The organism is Aliihoeflea sp. PC F10.4, from assembly GCF_054612275.1.
Window position 1 is genome coordinate 502,729 of sequence record NZ_JBTSWH010000001.1, and the last position, 15,632, is coordinate 518,360.

19 protein-coding genes are annotated in these 15,632 nt (G+C 62.3%); 11 read left to right on the forward strand and 8 right to left on the reverse strand.

Features of this window, described 5'->3' with window-relative positions; genetic code table 11:
- The first annotated feature begins 121 nt into the window (after window positions 1–121).
- From ACX82Z_RS02375 to ACX82Z_RS02385, 3 genes are read left to right on the forward strand one after another with little or no spacing between them, the layout of a single operon-like run.
- On the forward strand, window positions 122–748 hold the full coding sequence (locus ACX82Z_RS02375; RefSeq protein WP_459911589.1) for a DUF1285 domain-containing protein: 627 nt from the start codon (window positions 122–124) through the stop codon (window positions 746–748).
- Window positions 745–1,380 (forward strand): NUDIX hydrolase, encoded by a 636-nt coding sequence (locus ACX82Z_RS02380; protein ID WP_459586547.1) that lies wholly within the window; start codon window positions 745–747, stop codon window positions 1,378–1,380. The genes ACX82Z_RS02375 and ACX82Z_RS02380 overlap by 4 nt, the downstream gene beginning before the upstream one ends.
- Window positions 1,377–2,642 (forward strand): CCA tRNA nucleotidyltransferase, encoded by a 1,266-nt coding sequence (locus tag ACX82Z_RS02385; RefSeq protein ID WP_459586548.1) that lies wholly within the window; start codon window positions 1,377–1,379, stop codon window positions 2,640–2,642. Before ACX82Z_RS02380 ends, ACX82Z_RS02385 begins: the two co-directional genes overlap by 4 nt.
- Window positions 2,643–2,652: 10 nt before the next feature.
- Here the strand turns inward: ACX82Z_RS02385 and ACX82Z_RS02390 are convergent, their stop codons facing one another.
- Window positions 2,653–2,838 (reverse strand): DUF1059 domain-containing protein, encoded by a 186-nt coding sequence (locus ACX82Z_RS02390; RefSeq protein ID WP_459586549.1) that lies wholly within the window; start codon window positions 2,836–2,838, stop codon window positions 2,653–2,655.
- A 175-nt stretch (window positions 2,839–3,013) separates the two neighbouring features.
- On the opposite strand from ACX82Z_RS02390, the gene ACX82Z_RS02395 reads away from it, so the two are divergent.
- The gene (locus ACX82Z_RS02395) at window positions 3,014–3,631 is read left to right on the forward strand and encodes a L,D-transpeptidase (protein ID WP_459586550.1); all 618 of its coding nucleotides are present in this window, start codon (window positions 3,014–3,016) and stop codon (window positions 3,629–3,631) included.
- Window positions 3,632–3,688: 57 nt separating this feature from the next.
- Here ACX82Z_RS02395 and ACX82Z_RS02400 read toward each other — a convergent pair whose 3' ends face one another.
- The 4 genes from ACX82Z_RS02400 to hemF form a co-directional block, all read right to left on the reverse strand.
- Entirely contained in the window at window positions 3,689–3,877 is a 189-nt protein-coding gene (locus ACX82Z_RS02400) for a hypothetical protein (RefSeq protein WP_459586551.1), read from the reverse strand.
- Between the two features lie 206 nt (window positions 3,878–4,083).
- On the reverse strand, window positions 4,084–4,773 hold the full coding sequence (locus ACX82Z_RS02405) for an alpha/beta hydrolase (RefSeq protein ID WP_459586552.1): 690 nt from the start codon (window positions 4,771–4,773) through the stop codon (window positions 4,084–4,086).
- Between the two features lie 172 nt (window positions 4,774–4,945).
- Complete coding sequence (locus ACX82Z_RS02410; RefSeq protein WP_459586553.1) at window positions 4,946–5,842, reverse strand: LysR substrate-binding domain-containing protein; 897 nt, start codon at window positions 5,840–5,842, stop codon at window positions 4,946–4,948.
- Window positions 5,843–6,058: 216 nt separating this feature from the next.
- Window positions 6,059–6,973 (reverse strand): oxygen-dependent coproporphyrinogen oxidase, encoded by a 915-nt coding sequence (gene hemF / locus ACX82Z_RS02415; RefSeq protein WP_459586554.1) that lies wholly within the window; start codon window positions 6,971–6,973, stop codon window positions 6,059–6,061.
- 108 nt (window positions 6,974–7,081) lie between these two features.
- Between hemF and ACX82Z_RS02420 the strand changes: the two genes are divergently transcribed.
- Window positions 7,082–7,339, forward strand: a complete 258-nt coding sequence (locus ACX82Z_RS02420) for a hypothetical protein (RefSeq protein ID WP_459586555.1) — start codon at window positions 7,082–7,084, stop codon at window positions 7,337–7,339.
- A 6-nt stretch (window positions 7,340–7,345) separates the two neighbouring features.
- Here the strand turns inward: ACX82Z_RS02420 and ACX82Z_RS02425 are convergent, their stop codons facing one another.
- From ACX82Z_RS02425 to soxR, 3 genes are read right to left on the reverse strand one after another with little or no spacing between them, the layout of a single operon-like run.
- Complete coding sequence (locus tag ACX82Z_RS02425) at window positions 7,346–7,837, reverse strand: hypothetical protein (RefSeq protein WP_459586556.1); 492 nt, start codon at window positions 7,835–7,837, stop codon at window positions 7,346–7,348.
- Window positions 7,838–7,862: 25 nt separating this feature from the next.
- A complete protein-coding gene (locus ACX82Z_RS02430) occupies window positions 7,863–8,330 on the reverse strand; it encodes a tRNA (cytidine(34)-2'-O)-methyltransferase (protein WP_459586557.1) in 468 nt (155 codons plus the stop codon).
- Entirely contained in the window at window positions 8,327–8,797 is a 471-nt protein-coding gene (gene soxR, locus ACX82Z_RS02435) for a redox-sensitive transcriptional activator SoxR (protein ID WP_459586558.1), read from the reverse strand. Before soxR ends, ACX82Z_RS02430 begins: the two co-directional genes overlap by 4 nt.
- 360 nt (window positions 8,798–9,157) lie before the next feature.
- Between soxR and ACX82Z_RS02440 the strand changes: the two genes are divergently transcribed.
- The 6 genes from ACX82Z_RS02440 to ACX82Z_RS02465 all read left to right on the forward strand — a co-directional run bounded on the left by ACX82Z_RS02440 (window position 9,158) and on the right by ACX82Z_RS02465 (window position 15,610).
- A complete protein-coding gene (locus ACX82Z_RS02440; protein ID WP_459586559.1) occupies window positions 9,158–9,415 on the forward strand; it encodes a hypothetical protein in 258 nt (85 codons plus the stop codon).
- Between the two features lie 14 nt (window positions 9,416–9,429).
- Window positions 9,430–11,295 carry an ABC transporter ATP-binding protein gene (locus ACX82Z_RS02445; protein ID WP_459586560.1) on the forward strand — a complete coding sequence of 622 codons (1,866 nt, stop codon included), beginning with the start codon at window positions 9,430–9,432 and terminating at the stop codon, window positions 11,293–11,295.
- On the forward strand, window positions 11,292–13,181 hold the full coding sequence (locus ACX82Z_RS02450) for an ABC transporter ATP-binding protein (RefSeq protein WP_459586561.1): 1,890 nt from the start codon (window positions 11,292–11,294) through the stop codon (window positions 13,179–13,181). Before ACX82Z_RS02445 ends, ACX82Z_RS02450 begins: the two co-directional genes overlap by 4 nt.
- A 4-nt stretch (window positions 13,182–13,185) precedes the next feature.
- Window positions 13,186–13,494 carry a DUF6665 family protein gene (locus ACX82Z_RS02455; protein WP_459586562.1) on the forward strand — a complete coding sequence of 103 codons (309 nt, stop codon included), beginning with the start codon at window positions 13,186–13,188 and terminating at the stop codon, window positions 13,492–13,494.
- 226 nt (window positions 13,495–13,720) lie between these two features.
- The gene (gene petA / locus ACX82Z_RS02460; protein ID WP_459586563.1) at window positions 13,721–14,284 is read left to right on the forward strand and encodes a ubiquinol-cytochrome c reductase iron-sulfur subunit; all 564 of its coding nucleotides are present in this window, start codon (window positions 13,721–13,723) and stop codon (window positions 14,282–14,284) included.
- A 21-nt stretch (window positions 14,285–14,305) separates the two neighbouring features.
- Entirely contained in the window at window positions 14,306–15,610 is a 1,305-nt protein-coding gene (locus ACX82Z_RS02465; protein ID WP_459586564.1) for a cytochrome b, read from the forward strand.
- Window positions 15,611–15,632: the final 22 nt, after the last annotated feature.

Below are 15,632 nucleotides of genomic sequence, written 5' to 3' on the forward strand. Positions count from 1 at the left end.
CAATCTCAATATGTGCCCGTCGATGCGGGAGGCGCGGCTTTCACCACCGAAGCGGCCACCGTGCCAGCTTAAATGCTGCACCATGGCTGACAAGCGAAACAACAGTGACTATTTCGTGACGATGAACGATGCACAGAAAACCGCCGGCCTGACGCAGGCCAAGGACAGTTCGGGCCTCGAAGCCCTGATTTCGCGCGCTGCGCGAGCCGGCAAGGGCGCTGCGCCGGTCGACAAATGGAACCCGGAATTTTGCGGCGATCTCGACATGGAGATCAAAGCGGACGGGACGTGGTTCTATATGGGAACGCCGATCGGGCGCATGCCGCTCGTCCAGCTTTTCTCCTCGGTCTTGCGAAAAGACGAGGACGGTAGAACCTATCTGGTCACGCCGGTCGAAAAGGTCGGGATCAAGGTGGAAGACGCGCCGTTCCTCGCCGTCGAGATGGACGTTTCGGGTGAAGGTGGCGATCAGGCGCTGACCTTCCGCACCAATGTCGGTGATGTGGTAGAGGCCGGGCCGGACCATGCGATCCGCTTCGTGGACGAAAACGAGACCGGCGGCCTCAAGCCTTATCTGCATGTTCGCGGACGGCTCGAAGCGCTCGTCGCGCGACCTGTCATGTATCAGCTAGCCGAAATCGGCGAAGAGATCGAAATCGACGGGCAGGCGATGTTCTGCGTGCGCTCGCGCGGAGAAGTGTTTCCCGTCATGCCGGTCGCCGAGCTCAACCGGCTCGCCGAGGGATGACCGCCATTTCCACCCGCACGCTCTTTTCGGTCGACGACTTCCGCCGCCGCGCGGAGCGCGAGCAGGCACCGCACGGCGACGCCGATTACGGCGACCACGGCCTCAACCCCGATCTTCGTGACCTGATCCTCGGCAATCGGCTGCGCGATGCGGCTGTGATGATCGCGGCGGTCGAACGGCCGGGCGGCGCGTCGCTGATCCTGACCAAGCGAACGGAGAAGCTGCGCAGCCATTCGGGCCAGATCGCCTTTCCCGGCGGGCGCATTGATGCGACCGATCCGACGCCCGAATTCGCCGCGATGCGCGAGACGGAGGAGGAAATCGGCATCGGTGCGGAAACGATCGAAATCGTCGGGCGTATGCCCGACTACGTTTCGGGGTCGGGCTATCGCATTTCGCCGGTTCTGGGCGTGGCGAAACCTGATTTCGCGCTGACGCTCAACGCCGACGAGGTCGACGACGCTTTCGAAGTGCCGCTGTCTTTCCTGATGGACCCTGCCAACCACACGCGGAGCAGCCGCATGTGGCAGGAGCGCGAGCGCTTCTTTTATGACATGCCGTTCGGGAACCGCCGCATCTGGGGCGTCACGGCCGGCATCATCCGCACCTTGTATGAAAGGCTCTATACGTGAGCATGACGATTGCCGATGCGCCCTGGTTCAATGACGAGGCGCTGCAAAGGCTGCTCGCCGTTTTGTCGGCGGACGGCGAGGAAGCGCGCATCGCGGGCGGTGCCGTGCGCAACGCGCTTCTGGGCGAACCCGTGACCGATGTCGATATCGCCACGACCTGCCTGCCGGACGAGACAGAGCGCCGCGCCGCCGAGGCCGGGTTCAAGCCGGTGCCGACCGGCAAGGCGCACGGCACCATCACGGTCGTCGCCAAGGGGCGGCCATTCGAGGTGACGACGCTGCGCGCGGATGTCGAAACGCACGGCCGGCACGCGACCGTCGCGTTCGGGCGCGACTGGCAGGTGGATGCCGAGCGCCGCGACTTCACCATCAACGCGCTTTACGCGACCGCAAAGGGCGATGTCGTGGATCTCGTCGGCGGCCTCAAAGACCTCGAAAGGCGCAATCTGCGTTTCATCGGCGAGGCGGATGACCGCATTGGCGAAGACTATCTGCGCATCCTGCGTTTTTACCGGTTCTTCGCATGGTACGGATCAGGTCGTCCCGACGCAGAGGGCATCAAGGCGACCGCACGCCTCAAATCAGGGCTATCGACGCTCTCAGCCGAGCGCGTCTGGTCGGAACTGAAGAAGCTTTTGTCCGCGCCCGACCCATCGCGGGCCTTACTCTGGATGCGTCAGTCCGGCGTTCTCACGACGATTTTACCGGAAAGTGAAAAGTGGGGAATCGACGCCGTTCCCGGCCTGATCGCGGCCGAGCGTGACCTTGGCTGGCCGGTCGATGCTCTGTTGCGCCTGCAAGCCATCATCCCGCCGATGCCGGAACGCGCCGACAGCATTTCAAGCCGGCTCCGGTTGTCAAAAGCGGAAGCGAAGCGGCTTCATGACTGGGCCGCTTTCGGTGCCGTAGAACCCGAAATGAGCGAGATCGCGCTCGCCAAACAAATGTTCTTAAGCGGCCGCGAACCAGCCGTCGATCGCCTGCGCCTTGGTCTTGCCGGCGCGCGTGCAAAGGCGCTGTCGGCGGACGAAGCGCTTATCGACGCCGGGCGAATCTCAACGCTTCTGAAATTCGCCGAAGGCTGGGAAAAGCCGAATTTTCCGGTCAAAGGCCGCGATTTCGTTGCGTTGGGCGCCGGTCAGGACGAAACGCTCGGCGCTGCTCTCGCCAAGGTGAAGGACGAGTGGATTGCGTCGGGATTTCGGCTCGAGCGTCCCGCGCTGATCGAGCGCGGGCGCGAACTTTTAGGGTTGAGTGATTAGGTGTTTTGGCTCAGGCCGCCTTTTGCGCATTGCTGATGCGCGAGCGAATGGCTTCGACCATCGTTTCGCGAATCGTGTCTTCGCCATGGGCCTGTCGCATATGCTCCACGGCGCGGCGCATCACCTCGGATTCCTCGTCGTGGCGGGTATGCCAATCGCAGCCCGGAACGAGTGAGCCGCAATGAAATTCCTTCATCGGTCTTCTCCTTTGTGCCTCGATCACGCGATTTTAACTGACGCGCGTTGCCGCGTCGACACATTCCAACCTTGTTCCTTAAAGGAAGTTCCGTCAAATCTTGACGCCGGAAGATATCCTTAACCATCCGCGTTTACGAATTGCCGCAGGGCTTACGAATTCAAGGGCAACATCCATGACCATTTCCCGTCGCGGCTTTCTCGCCGGCTTTTCTGTCTTTCTCGCTGGTTGCACGACGGGCGAATACGGCACGGCATTGTCGAACTACGCTGCGTTGCCGGATGAGCGTTTCCCGCTGCGCGCCGTTCCGCTCGATCAGATCAAGCCGGAACTGCGTCGCCAGGAAGTTGCCTACGAAACCCGCCACAAAGCGGGAACGGTCGTCGTCAACACGCCGGAGCGCCGGCTTTACTACGTGATGGGTGACGGTCGCGCACTGCGCTACGGCATCGGTGTCGGCCGTGAGGGGCTTGCGCTGCGCGGCGGTGCGACTGTCGGGCGCAAGGCACAATGGCCGAACTGGACCCCGACCGCCAACATGATCGCGCGCGACCCGCGCAATCGCGAATTCGCCGGCGGTGTACCGGGCGGCCCGAACAACCCGCTCGGTGCGCGCGCGCTTTATCTCTACCGCGGCGGCCGCGACACGATGTTCCGCATCCACGGTACCAACCAGCCGAATTCGATCGGCCACGCCATGTCGTCCGGGTGCGTCCGCATGCTCAATCACGACGTCATCGATCTTTACGAGCGCGTGCCCAACGGCGCGAACGTCGTCGTCATTCAGGCCTGATCGAGGTCGAGATCGAAACGCAAAGGCCGGGCATGTCCCGGCCTTTTTCATGGATGGCTATTTTGCCGCCCGGCGCGCCCGCATCGCCAGCAGATATTTGAAGAGCGGGGCGCATGTGCCGCCGAGAATCGCGCCGCCCACGACCCAGCCGAGAAGTTCGCCGCCGAGCAGTTCCTGCCCGATATAAGCGGCGGCGAAGCAGCCAACCAGCGCAAGCGCAATACGCCAGATCAGATCACCGGCCATTCATTTCTCCTCGTTCAATGGCAATGAACTTCGCCGGTGCTGTTATCCATGTGACAGCATTGGCCGGGCGGGGAGCTTTTGCGGCAGCCTCCGCCATGCGCGGAAACCTGCACGGTCGATGCCGTCAGGACAACGACGAGCGTAGACAAGATCAACTTCACGCTTCTCCCGATATTCGCAAGTCTACGCGCGACGATGCGCGTTTGCTATTTCACTGACGCCATCTTGAGGCCGGCGAGCCATTCGCTGGCGATCCGCGCGTCCTCGTCGCCGACTTCATGTCCGGCCTCGACGGTTTTCGCCACGACATCCGCGCCGCAAGCTCGCAACATCTCTTCGAGCTTGGGGCCGAACGGCGCGTAGAGCTTGTCGTTCTGGCCGGTGATCGTCAGCACCTTCGCCTTTGCCAGATTGGCGGCGGGAATGGCATCCAGCACCGGCATCGAACGCAACAGCACGGCGCGCTCGACGAGATCGGGTTCCAGCACCGAAAGCGCATTGATCAGATTTGCGCCGTTGGAATAGCCGAGGAAGGTCGTCTGGGCGAGGTCGATCGTCTGGCTGTCGGCAAGCTTGCGGAAGAACGCCGCGAAGGCTGCGGCCTCCGCGCGAATGTCGGTCTGATCGAAGCTCGTCGGCGTGATGCGTTTGTACCAGCGCTTGACGCCTTCCTGAACGACCCGGCCGCGAATGCCGATCAGCGTCGCATGCGGATCGATCTTGGCGGCGAGCGGGATCAGCGTCGTCTCGTCGCCGCCGGAACCGTGCATAAGCACGATCGTGCGCCCGTTCGGCTGCTGCGGGCGCAAGATGCGGTGCGTGAAATCGCTTTCCCGCTTCACCGTCTCGATTGCGGCCGGAATCTGCATCGCGGGCAAAGTCGGAAACGTGCTCACGTCTTTCGCCAGCGCCGGTCCTGTAATTGCTAAAGCAATCGCTAATAAAGTGGCATGTGTGATCTTCATGGGTGCGAAATTAACGCAGAAGGTTAACGCGCGATTTAACAAAATCGCGCTCGCATTTTCGTGATCGGGCTCTGTTGCTTTGCAGCAACTTGCTTTTCGAGCTCTAATGAAACGAGGTTTTCGTCCGGTCGATTTCCTCTTCCAGCCAGGCAATGAAGTCGCTGACCGCTTTGGCAGGGCGGGTCGTCGCCGACGTCACGGCCCAGTAGCCAAGGCCGGTTGCCGCGCGGTGCGGGAAGGGGGCGACGAGTTGTCCCGTCGCAAGCGCGTCCTGCGCCAGCGTTTGCCACGCCAGCATGACGCCCTGACCGGCAATCGCGGCGTCGAGCGCGAGCGCCGCGTCGGTGAATGCGTGACCGTCCGGCAGGGCATTTTCGGAAATGCCGAATTGGTCCAACCACGTTGCCCATTTCAGCGTCGAATTTGCGTCGCGCACGATCGGCACGGTGGTCAGGTTGTGCGGCTCTCGCAACCTTTCAGCCAGCGTCGGTGCGCTCACCGGAAATATTTCCTGCGGCAGCAGAAAGCGTGTCCTCACGCCCGGCCATTTGCCGTTGCCGACGCGGATCGCCAGATCGACATCGCTCGTATCGGGATCGACCAGCGTCGTCGAGGCATCCAGCCGAACAGTGATGCCCGGATGTCGTTCGGAAAAGCGCGCCAGGCGGGTCACCAGCCATTTGGATGCGAAGACCGGCGCGACGGACAAAGTGAGCAGGTTCGCACGGTCGAGCCGCGCGCTGCGCAGCGCGCTTTCGAGTTCAGAAAATCCCGTGGTCAGTCTCGGCAGAAACGAGCGACCGAATTCGGTCGGCACCAGCCCGCGCGGCGTCCGCGTGAACAGCGCATGGCCGAGCGCGCTTTCCAGCCGCCCGAGATGCTGGCTGACGGCGCCTATCGTTACGCCCAACTCGTCGGCTGCTGCCTGAAGCGATCTCAGCCGACCGATAGCTTCAGTGGCGCGCAGGCCATTCATATGGATACGATTTAACTCGCGCATCCAGTTTTTCTAAACTTATCGGCGGATTAACTCCAGTGAAATCCGCTTCAAATAGCGTGAAATAACCCTCCCATTATCGGAGGCTGTCATCATGTTTCAGTTTTTCTGGAGGGTGTTCACCGTTCCTCCCTCGCGCGCCGATCCGCTCGATCACCCGCAATTGCAGAGCCTATCACCGGACGAGCTTGCCGATTTGCCGCTTACCCCAGAATGGCCTCACGGCCATTTCGCCTCGGGCGGCATAGAGGACAGGATGGAATCGACGTTGCCACCCGTCTTGAGGCCGAAAATCGTGCCGCGATCGTAGAGCAGGTTGAACTCGACATAGCGTCCACGGCGGATCAGTTGTTCCTCGCGGTCGGCGTCGGTCCAGTTCTCGTTGAAGTTCTTGCGCACCAGATGGTTGTAGACGACGAGGAACGCGCGGCCGACATCCTGAGTGAAGCGGAAGTCGGCGTCCCAGCCGCCGGTCTCCTGCGGGCTTTTCAGCCAGTCGTAGAAGATGCCGCCGACGCCGCGCGCCTCGTCACGATGCGGCAAATAGAAATATTCGTCGCACCACGCCTTTAGCCTGTCGTAGTCGACGACTGCCTTGTGCTTGTCGCAGACGAATTTCATCGCCTTGTGGAACGCGAGCGTGTCAGGATCGTCCTGTGTGCGCCGCCGGTCGAGCACCGGCGTCAAATCCGCACCGCCGCCGAACCATTGCCGCGACGTTACGATCATGCGCGTGTTGAGGTGGACCGCCGGCACGTTCGGATTATGCGGATGGGCGATGAGCGAGATGCCGCTTGCCCAAAAGCTTGGATCTTCCTCCGCGCCGGGAATTTGCTTGCGGAATTCGGGCGAGAATTCGCCATGCACGGTCGAGGTGTGGATGCCCGCTTTCTCGAAGACGCGCCCGCGCATCATGGACATGACGCCGCCGCCGCCCTTGCCGTCCTCGCGCAGCCATTCGGTCTTTTCGAACCGCCCAGGCGCCCATGAGGCGTGCGGACCCGACAGATCGTCCTCGATCGCTTCGAAACCGGCACAGATCCTGTCGCGCAGCTCCTCGAACCATGCCTTGGCGGCCGCCTTCTTGGTCTCGATGTCGTCTGGCAGGCCGGCTGGGATTTCGGGGCGCTCCATTCAGGTCTCCATGAAGGCTGCGGTCGCTCGCAGGCCGTGAACAATTGACTCGTAATTTGCGGCCCTGATCCCTAATCTGTTGATCGTTGGGGTCAAGGAGTTCTTTTCTTGCGGGTTCCGGCCAGACCACCTCTGGAAGGGTTGAGGCGCAGCCTGAAAAAACATCGTGCGGAAGGCGAAGCCCATCCGCGCGACGGCTTCGTGCGCGAAACGTTTCGTCTGCCACGTCCCGATGCGCGCGAAAAGGCGCGCGAATGGTTCGACCGCTGGCCCAAGCAAGCCTACTGGACCGAGATCGAAAGCTGGGCCGAACGCCCCGACGACATCATCGAATTCACCATTCGCCGCCTGCCGACGGCAGACTGAGCAGCTTCACTTTCGGCTCGATATGGTGGCTGCACGTTCGATCAGGCGCGCGCGCTCGTCCGGCGCGAACGCGCGCAGCAGAAAGACGCGCCAGGCCCCGATGCGAAGTTTCACGAACAGAATATCGTTTCGGATTTTGGTGCGGGTAACGAGCGACCAGGGAATGGACTGTGCCGCACCCGCCCCATCGCGAATGGTCATCGTGTCGGTGCCGATTTCATAGGCGACCTGCCTGTCCGTGGCGGGTCGCCGCATCAAATGGAACATCGTGACGGCGTGCGGCATGAACAGCATGAGGATGAAGACTGGCAGCAGGATAGGCCCGATCTGCCGGGCGTCGTCGGCCAGCGCGGACCATGGGCGCCCCCAGGAGAAGAGAACGACTGCGATAGCGACAATTCCGCTAAAGAGGACCTGATACCTGACATACAGACGCAGCGACACGCGCAGAATATCGCCTGACGTCAGATTGGTTTCGCCCTTGATTGGATCTGTCACGGCGTTTCCTTCCGTTCGGTGCGCATCAGTCTTTTACCGACGACATTTGCCTTAGCGCTTCACCCGCGACCATCGCCACGCTCATCGCCAGATTGAGGCTGCGCGCATTTTCGCGCATTTTGATCGTCAGGCGGTAATCGGCAGCCTCATGCACGTTTGACGGCACGCCGGCCGATTCGCGTCCGAAAAGCAGAACGTCGCCGGGCAGATAGGAAAAGTCGGTGTAGGCGTCGTCGGCCTTGGTCGTCAAAAGCACCAGCCGTGCGCCATCTTCGCGTCGCCAAGCCTCGAACGCTTCCCAGTCGACATGCCGTGTCAGGGCCGCCATCTCCAGATAGTCCATGCCGGCGCGCTTCAAATTACGGTCGGACAGGTCGAAACCGGCTGGCTCGATGATGTGGACCTCTAGCGCCAGACAGGCGGCCAGACGCAGGATCGTGCCGGTATTGCCAGCGATGTCCGGCTGGTAGAGCGCGATGCGCGGTCCGCTCATGCGGCATCCTCCTTGCTATCGCCCTTGTCGTCGCCGATCCAGTAGCGCGCTCCTGGCCCGCCGCGTGCCGCGCGGTCTTGCGGATTGGCGAGCTTGCAATGTTTCAATGAAAGACACCCGCAGCCGATGCATTCGCCCAGGCTTTCGCGAAGACGTTCGAGTTCGGCGATGCGCGCCTCGATCCGGTCGCGCCATGTTGAGGAAAGCCTTTCCCAATCGCCGCGACCCGGCACGCGGTCGGCAGGCAATCTGCCGAGTTCGTCGCCGATCTCGTCCAGCGAAAGTCCGATGCGCTGCGCGAAGGCGATGAAAGCGAGGCGGCGCAGCACCGCGCGCGCATATCGGCGATGGCCGGAGCCGGCACGCTCAGACGCGATCAGCCCGCGCTCCTCATAGTAGCGCAATGCGGAGGACGCGACGCCGGCGCGCCGTGAAACCTCCGTGATCGTCAGCATCGATGCGGACATGAGAAAAGCGCCAAAATCCGTGTTGACTTAAAGTTCACTTGAACTTGTAGCTTGCCGGGCGATCGATTTGCAACAGTGGAGACGACGCATGCTCGAACGGCGAAACCAATTCTGGGGCATGGAGCTCACGATAGGGAAAGGGGGTGGCCATACGGTCAGAATCGGGGTATATGCCCAAACCCTATTCAATCCGAAAGCTGGAGGCAGCGATGAACATTCAGATGGTTCTTCTCTTCTCCCGCCTGCGAACCCCAGCAGGCGTGATCGCCTGACGGCGGCTTTCGGATCGATACCTTACTGACAGATTAGGCACGCATCGCGAAATCCGCCGGCCCCGCCCGGACTTATCTGGATTTTGCCATGTCGACCCCATTTTTCTCGCGGCCCCGGCCGTTTCCGCCCGATCCCGCCGCCGATTTTTCCGGCGGCGTCGCCGCATTCTTTCTCGTTTCCGCTTTCGCGCTTGCCCTGTCGGCAGCCGGCGGGGCGATGGGAAGCGTCGAGCGGGCACCCTATATGAGCGTCGCGGAACAGGTTTCGTCCTGCGAGGCGCTCACCGATCCGAGAATATTGAGCGCACCGGACCCCGTTCGTCCCGATTGCCGCACCAGAATTTGAAACGAGACCGACTGATGTTCCGCTGGTTTGAATCCCGCCTCGACCCGTTCCCGCTTGAAGAGCCCGTCGAGCCCCCGAAGACCCTGTTCGCCTTTTGCCTGCACTTCACGAAGGGTGCGTGGCCCTATCTGATCCCGGCCGCGATCCTGATGGCGGGGATCGCGATCACCGAAGTCTGGATGTTTTCCTTCCTGGGAAACATCGTCGACTGGCTGTCGGCGCAGGATCGCGAAACGTTCCTTGCCGACGAGGGTTGGCGTCTCGCCGGCATGGCGTCGATCGTACTGCTCGGCCTGCCGATCATGGTGTGGCTGCATTCGCTGCTCCAGCAGCAGACCCTCTTCGGCAACTATCCGATGCGCATCCGCTGGCAGGTTCACCGCTATCTCCTGAAGCAGTCGATGACCTTCTATCAGGACGAGTTTGCCGGACGCATCGCCACTAAGCTGATGCAGACAGCGCTCGCCGTGCGCGAGACGGTCATCAAGACCTTCGACGTGCTCAACTATGTCGTCGTCTATTTCGTCGGCATGATCTTCATCGTCGCGTCTTCGGACTGGCGTCTGGCCATGCCGCTGGTCGCGTGGCTGGCCGCCTATGTGGCCCTGATGAGCTATTTCGTGCCCCGCCTTGGCCGCATCTCCGAAAAGCAGGCCGATGCACGCTCGATCATGACGGGCCGGGTCGTCGACAGCTACGCCAACATCCAGACGGTGAAGCTCTTCAGCCATGCCAGACGCGAGGCGTCCTTTGCGCGCGACGGCATGTCGAAATTCCTCGACACCGTCTATCGCCAGATGCGCCTCGTGACGGGGCTTTACGGGTTGCTCTACGCGATCAACTCGATCTGCCTTGCCGCAGTCGCCGCGCTCGGCATCTGGCTGTGGCAGATCGAAGCCGTCACCGTCGGTGCCATCGCGGTCGCGCTCGGCCTCGTCCTGCGTCTTTGGGGCATGTCGCAGTGGATCATGTGGGAACTGACCGCGCTGTTCGAAAATGTCGGCACCGTTCAGGACGGCATTTCCTCGATCTCGTTGCCGCGCGTCGTCGACGACAAGCCGGACGCGAAAGCGCTCGTCGTCGAAAAGGGGGCGATCGATTTCGACAATGTCCGGTTCCACTACGGCAAGGACAAGGGCGTTCTGGAGGAACTCGACCTCAAAATCCGGCCGGGCGAAAAGGTCGGCGTCGTCGGCCGTTCGGGCGCGGGCAAGTCCACGCTGGTCAACCTTCTCCTGCGCTTCTACGACGTCGAGGGCGGACGCCTGGCGATCGACGGGCAGAACATTTCCGACGTGACGCAGGAGAGTCTGCGCGCCCATATCGGTGTCGTCACGCAGGATACATCGCTGCTCCATCGTTCGGTTCGCGACAACATTCTCTACGGTCGCCCCGACGCGACGGAGGAGATGATGCTGGAAGCCGTTCGCCGCGCCGAGGCGCACGATTTCATCGGCGGGCTGTCCGATCCCGAAGGTCGCAGGGGCCTCGACGCCCATGTCGGCGAGCGGGGCGTGAAGCTTTCCGGCGGTCAGCGCCAGCGCGTCGCGATCGCCCGCGTCATGTTGAAGGACGCGCCGATCCTGATCCTCGACGAGGCGACGTCGGCGCTCGATTCGGAAGTCGAGGCGGCGATCCAGGAAAACCTCTATCGCCTGATGGAAGGCAAGACCGTGATCGCCATCGCGCACCGCCTGTCGACCATCGCGGCGATGGATCGCCTGATCGTCATGGACAAGGGCCATATCGTCGAGGACGGCACGCATGACGAGCTGATCGCGGCGGGCGGGCTCTACGCCCATCTGTGGAACCGTCAGTCGGGCGGCTTTCTTCTTCCCGACGAGGCAGAACCGGACGCGAAGGACATCGCCGCGGAATGAGCGAGAACGTCGAAGGCAAGAACAACGGCATCACCGAGCGTGCCTGGCAGCGGGTCGAGAACGTCATCGACCCGTTCGCCGATACGTCGCGCAAGGTTTTGCCGCGCGAGGCGTTCGCCTTCATCGTCTTCTTCGCGCGGCAGGCGCCGTGGTCTTTCGTGATGCTGCTTTTGGCGGGCGGTCTGGCCGGTGCGGTCGATGCCGGGCTCTACTGGGCGCTTGGGCGGATCATCGACATTCTCGATACGTCCGCGCCATCGGCGCTTCTGGCCGACTATGGCTGGGCCATCCTCGCCTATCTCCTGCTGGTCCTCGTCGCGCGTGCGGTGGCGCTTATCTTTCAGACCGTCGTCGAAGAGCAGACGATCGCGCCGAACTTTTATCAGCGCGTGCGCTGGCAGGCGTTCCAGCGTGTGATCGACCAGCCCTATACTTTTTTCCAGAACGATTTCGCCGGCCGTATCGCGACCAAGATCACGCAAGGCGCAGAAGCGACGGGCGACTTCATCATCTCCTCGCTCCAGACCGTCTGGGGCTTCCTGACCTTCCTCGTTCTCGCCGCCAGCATCATGTTCGCGGTCGATCCGTGGATGCTCGCCGTTCTCGGCCTCTGGCTCGCAGCCTATGGTGTTGCCGGTTGGAAGCTTCTGCCGCCACTGCGTGCGGCGGGCAGAAAGACGGCCGACGAGCGGTCGATCGTCAACGGAAGGCTGGTCGACGCCTTCACGAACATCCTCGCCGTCAAGCTGTTCGACAATGGCGGGCGCGAGCACTCCTATGTGCGCGAGGGGATGGCGAGCTATCTACGCGCCGTAAAGACGCTGACGCGTTCGATCACGCGCGTGCGCGCGGCCGTCGCCATCATCAACGGCTTCATGATGGCGGCAGTGTTCCTGCTTGCGCTGCAAAGCTGGATGGCCGGCGCCGCCACGACCGGCGCGATCGCGGCGGCGATGGGCCTCGCCTACCGGCTTAATCAGATGTCCGGCTATATGATGTTCAACATCAACGGGCTGATCCGCAACTTCGCGACCGTGCAGGACGCGACCGGCACGATCTCGGTCGAACCGGCTCTTGTCGACCGGCCCGACGCCGTGACGATCCCACGCGCGACGGGCGATATCCGTTTCGAGAACGTCTCCTTTCATTATGGCAGGGAAGAAGGCGGCATCGTCGACAGGCTCGATCTGCATATCAAACCGGGCGAAAAGGTCGCGCTCGTCGGCCCGTCCGGCGCGGGCAAAACTACGCTCATCAATCTGATGCTGCGCCTTTTCGACGTCGAGGATGGGCGTATTCTCCTCGACGGGCGCGACATCCGCGACATCACGCAGGCCTCGCTTCGCGCGCAGTTCGGCGTCGTCGCGCAGGACCCGATGCTGATGCACCGCTCGATCCGGGATAACATTTCCTATGGACGCCCCGATGCCTCCGAAGAGGAGATATTCGAGGGCGCACGGGATGCTGCGGCACACGATTTCATCATGGATGTGTCCGATCCCAAGGAGCGCAAGGGCTACGACGCCCATGTCGGCGAGCGCGGCGTGAAGCTGTCCGGCGGGCAGCGCCAGCGTATCGCGATTGCGCGCATGATGCTGAAGGACGCGCCGATCCTGCTTCTGGACGAGGCGACTTCGGCGCTGGATTCGGAGGTCGAGGCCGCGATCCAGGAAAATCTCTACCGGCTGATGGAGGGAAAGACGGTCATCGCAGTCGCGCACCGCCTGTCCACCATCGCCGCGCTCGACCGGCTCATCGTGCTCGACAAGGGCCGGATCGTGGAGGAGGGCACCCACGAAGAACTGATCGCGCGCGACGGGCTTTACGCGCAATTGTGGAAACGGCAGTCCGGCGGCTTCCTCGCCGACAATCTGGCGGCGGAGTAGGGCGATGGCGCTTCGGCTTCCCGGCCAGGGCGGCGCGCGGGTCCAGACCGGTCTTGACACGCTCGACTATGAACTTGCCGGAGAAATGGCGTCCTCGCTCGGCCGGGCGGGGCTGCGCGTTGCCGAGACGCTGGCCGCGCTCAAGGCGCACGAAACTCGCGACGAAGAGCGAATCGTCTTGCGAAAGGCGGCGGCAGACGCCGTCCACGCCTATTTCATCCAGCGCGAACTCGTGGGCTTGCGCCGGCATCACGACGCGATCCGCGACTACTGCATTCCGGACGAGGTGCTGGCGCGGCTTGGCGCGCGCTGATCGCCGCACCTGTCTCCTGCTATCAACAGGTGGCCGCGACAATCTGCCCTCACACCTTGTAACGGCTGGACAATCGCCCGGCTCGCGCATAGAAACCTTCGCCAAATGACTGGGGGAATCCTCCGGCATCCAACGCCATTGGTTCAGGCCGTGGAAACGAAGGATGCGGGGAACCGAACATCACGTTTTCCTGCGGTCGAATTGAGGCAATAAGGATCATAGTCCCGTGAGCGTGAACGATACGACCGAGCCGACCCGCCGCGACTTTCTTTATATCGCAACAGGCATGGCAGGCGTCGTCGCCGTGGGTGGCGCCGTCTGGCCCTTCATCGACCAGATGCGCCCCGATGCCTCGACGCTGGCGCTGGCCACTGTCGACGTGGATATCTCGCAGATCGAGGCGGGCATGTCGGTGACGGCGCAGTGGCGCGGCAAGCCGATCTTCATCCGCAATCGCACCGAGCAGGAGGTCGAAGAGGCGCAGGCCGTCGAACTCGCACAGCTCAAGGACCCCGTCGCCCGCAACGAGAATTTGCCGGACGCCGAACCCGCCACCGACCTGGCCCGCTCGGCCGGCGAAGGGCGCGAGAACTGGATCGTCATGGTCGGTTCGTGCACGCATCTCGGCTGCGTTCCGCTTGGTCAGGCCGGTGACTTCGGCGGCTGGTTCTGCCCCTGCCATGGTTCGCACTACGATACAGCCGGTCGCATCCGCGTCGGTCCCGCGCCGACGAACCTTCTCGTCCCGGTATTCGACTTCATTTCCGATACGGTCATCAGAATCGGCTAAGGCAAGAGAGAAGATCAAGACATGAGCGGTGGACACTCTACCTATACGCCGAAGACCGGCATCGAACGCTGGATCGACACGCGCATGCCGCTGCCGCGGCTGGTGCATGACAGCTTCGTTTCCTACCCGGTTCCGCGAAACCTGAACTACGCCTACACGTTCGGCGGCATTCTCTCGATCATGCTGGTCGTGCAGATCGTCACTGGCATCGTGCTTGCCATGCACTATTCGGCGCATGTCGACTATGCGTTCGACTCGGTCGAAAAGATCATGCGTGACGTCAATTCCGGCTGGCTGATGCGCTACATCCACGCCAACGGCGCGTCGATGTTCTTCATCGCCGTCTACCTCCACATCGCACGCGGCCTTTATTACGGCTCCTACAAGGCGCCGCGCGAGCTTCTGTGGATCCTCGGCGTGATCATCTACCTTCTGATGATGGCGACCGCCTTCATGGGCTACGTCCTGCCGTGGGGCCAGATGTCGTTCTGGGGCGCGACCGTCATCACCGGCTTCTTCACCGCCATTCCGCTGGTCGGCGAATGGATCCAGCAGCTTCTGCTCGGCGGCTTCGCGGTCGACAACCCGACGCTCAACCGCTTCTTCTCGCTGCACTACCTGCTGCCCTTCATGATCGCGGGCGTCGTCGTCCTGCACGTATGGGCGCTGCATGTCACCGGCCAGACGAACCCGACGGGCATCGAGGTCAAGCAGAAGACGGACACGCTTCCGTTCACGCCTTACGCGACCATCAAGGATGCGTTCGCGATGGTGCTGTTCTTCATCATGTTCGCGTATTTCGTCTTCTACATCCCGAACTATCTCGGCCATGCCGACAACTACATCATGGCCGATGCTCTGAAGACGCCGTCGCACATCGTTCCCGAATGGTACTTCCTGCCGTTCTACGCGATCCTGCGCGCCATCACCTTCGACATCGGGCCGATCGATTCCAAGCTCGGCGGCGTGCTTGCCATGTTCGGCGCCATCGCGGTTCTGTTCTTCGTGCCGTGGCTCGACACCTCGCGTGTCCGTTCGGCGGTCTACCGTCCATGGTACAAGCTCGCCTTCTGGCTGTTCGTGATCAATTCGATCTTCCTCGGCTGGCTCGGTTCGCGCCCGGCGGAAGGCTGGTATATCCCGGCGATGCAGGTCTCGACGATCTTCTACTTCGCGTTCTTCCTGGTCGTGATGCCGATCCTCGGCCTGATCGAAACGCCGAAGCGCCTGCCGAACTCGATCACCGAAGCCGTGCTTGGCAAGAAGAAGGGGGCGGCATCTGCCCAGCCCGCCGGCGCCAATGCGTCGCCGGAAACCAAAGGCTGAACCGCTTGCCGGCTCGAAAGGA

Coding starts and splice junctions, on each gene's coding strand:
- ACX82Z_RS02450 (WP_459586561.1), top strand. CDS start 11,292: ATGAGCGAGAACGTCGAAGGCAAGAACAACGGCATCACCGAGCGTGCC.
- ACX82Z_RS02410 (WP_459586553.1), bottom strand. CDS start 5,842: ATGCGCGAGTTAAATCGTATCCATATGAATGGCCTGCGCGCCACTGAA.
- ACX82Z_RS02390 (WP_459586549.1), bottom strand. CDS start 2,838: ATGAAGGAATTTCATTGCGGCTCACTCGTTCCGGGCTGCGATTGGCAT.
- ACX82Z_RS02400 (WP_459586551.1), bottom strand. CDS start 3,877: ATGGCCGGTGATCTGATCTGGCGTATTGCGCTTGCGCTGGTTGGCTGC.
- ACX82Z_RS02445 (WP_459586560.1), top strand. CDS start 9,430: ATGTTCCGCTGGTTTGAATCCCGCCTCGACCCGTTCCCGCTTGAAGAG.
- ACX82Z_RS02380 (WP_459586547.1), top strand. CDS start 745: ATGACCGCCATTTCCACCCGCACGCTCTTTTCGGTCGACGACTTCCGC.
- soxR (WP_459586558.1), bottom strand. CDS start 8,797: ATGTCCGCATCGATGCTGACGATCACGGAGGTTTCACGGCGCGCCGGC.
- ACX82Z_RS02375 (WP_459911589.1), top strand. CDS start 122: ATGAACGATGCACAGAAAACCGCCGGCCTGACGCAGGCCAAGGACAGT.
- ACX82Z_RS02440 (WP_459586559.1), top strand. CDS start 9,158: ATGTCGACCCCATTTTTCTCGCGGCCCCGGCCGTTTCCGCCCGATCCC.
- ACX82Z_RS02395 (WP_459586550.1), top strand. CDS start 3,014: ATGACCATTTCCCGTCGCGGCTTTCTCGCCGGCTTTTCTGTCTTTCTC.
- hemF (WP_459586554.1), bottom strand. CDS start 6,973: ATGGAGCGCCCCGAAATCCCAGCCGGCCTGCCAGACGACATCGAGACC.
- ACX82Z_RS02430 (WP_459586557.1), bottom strand. CDS start 8,330: ATGAGCGGACCGCGCATCGCGCTCTACCAGCCGGACATCGCTGGCAAT.
- ACX82Z_RS02465 (WP_459586564.1), top strand. CDS start 14,306: ATGAGCGGTGGACACTCTACCTATACGCCGAAGACCGGCATCGAACGC.
- ACX82Z_RS02455 (WP_459586562.1), top strand. CDS start 13,186: ATGGCGCTTCGGCTTCCCGGCCAGGGCGGCGCGCGGGTCCAGACCGGT.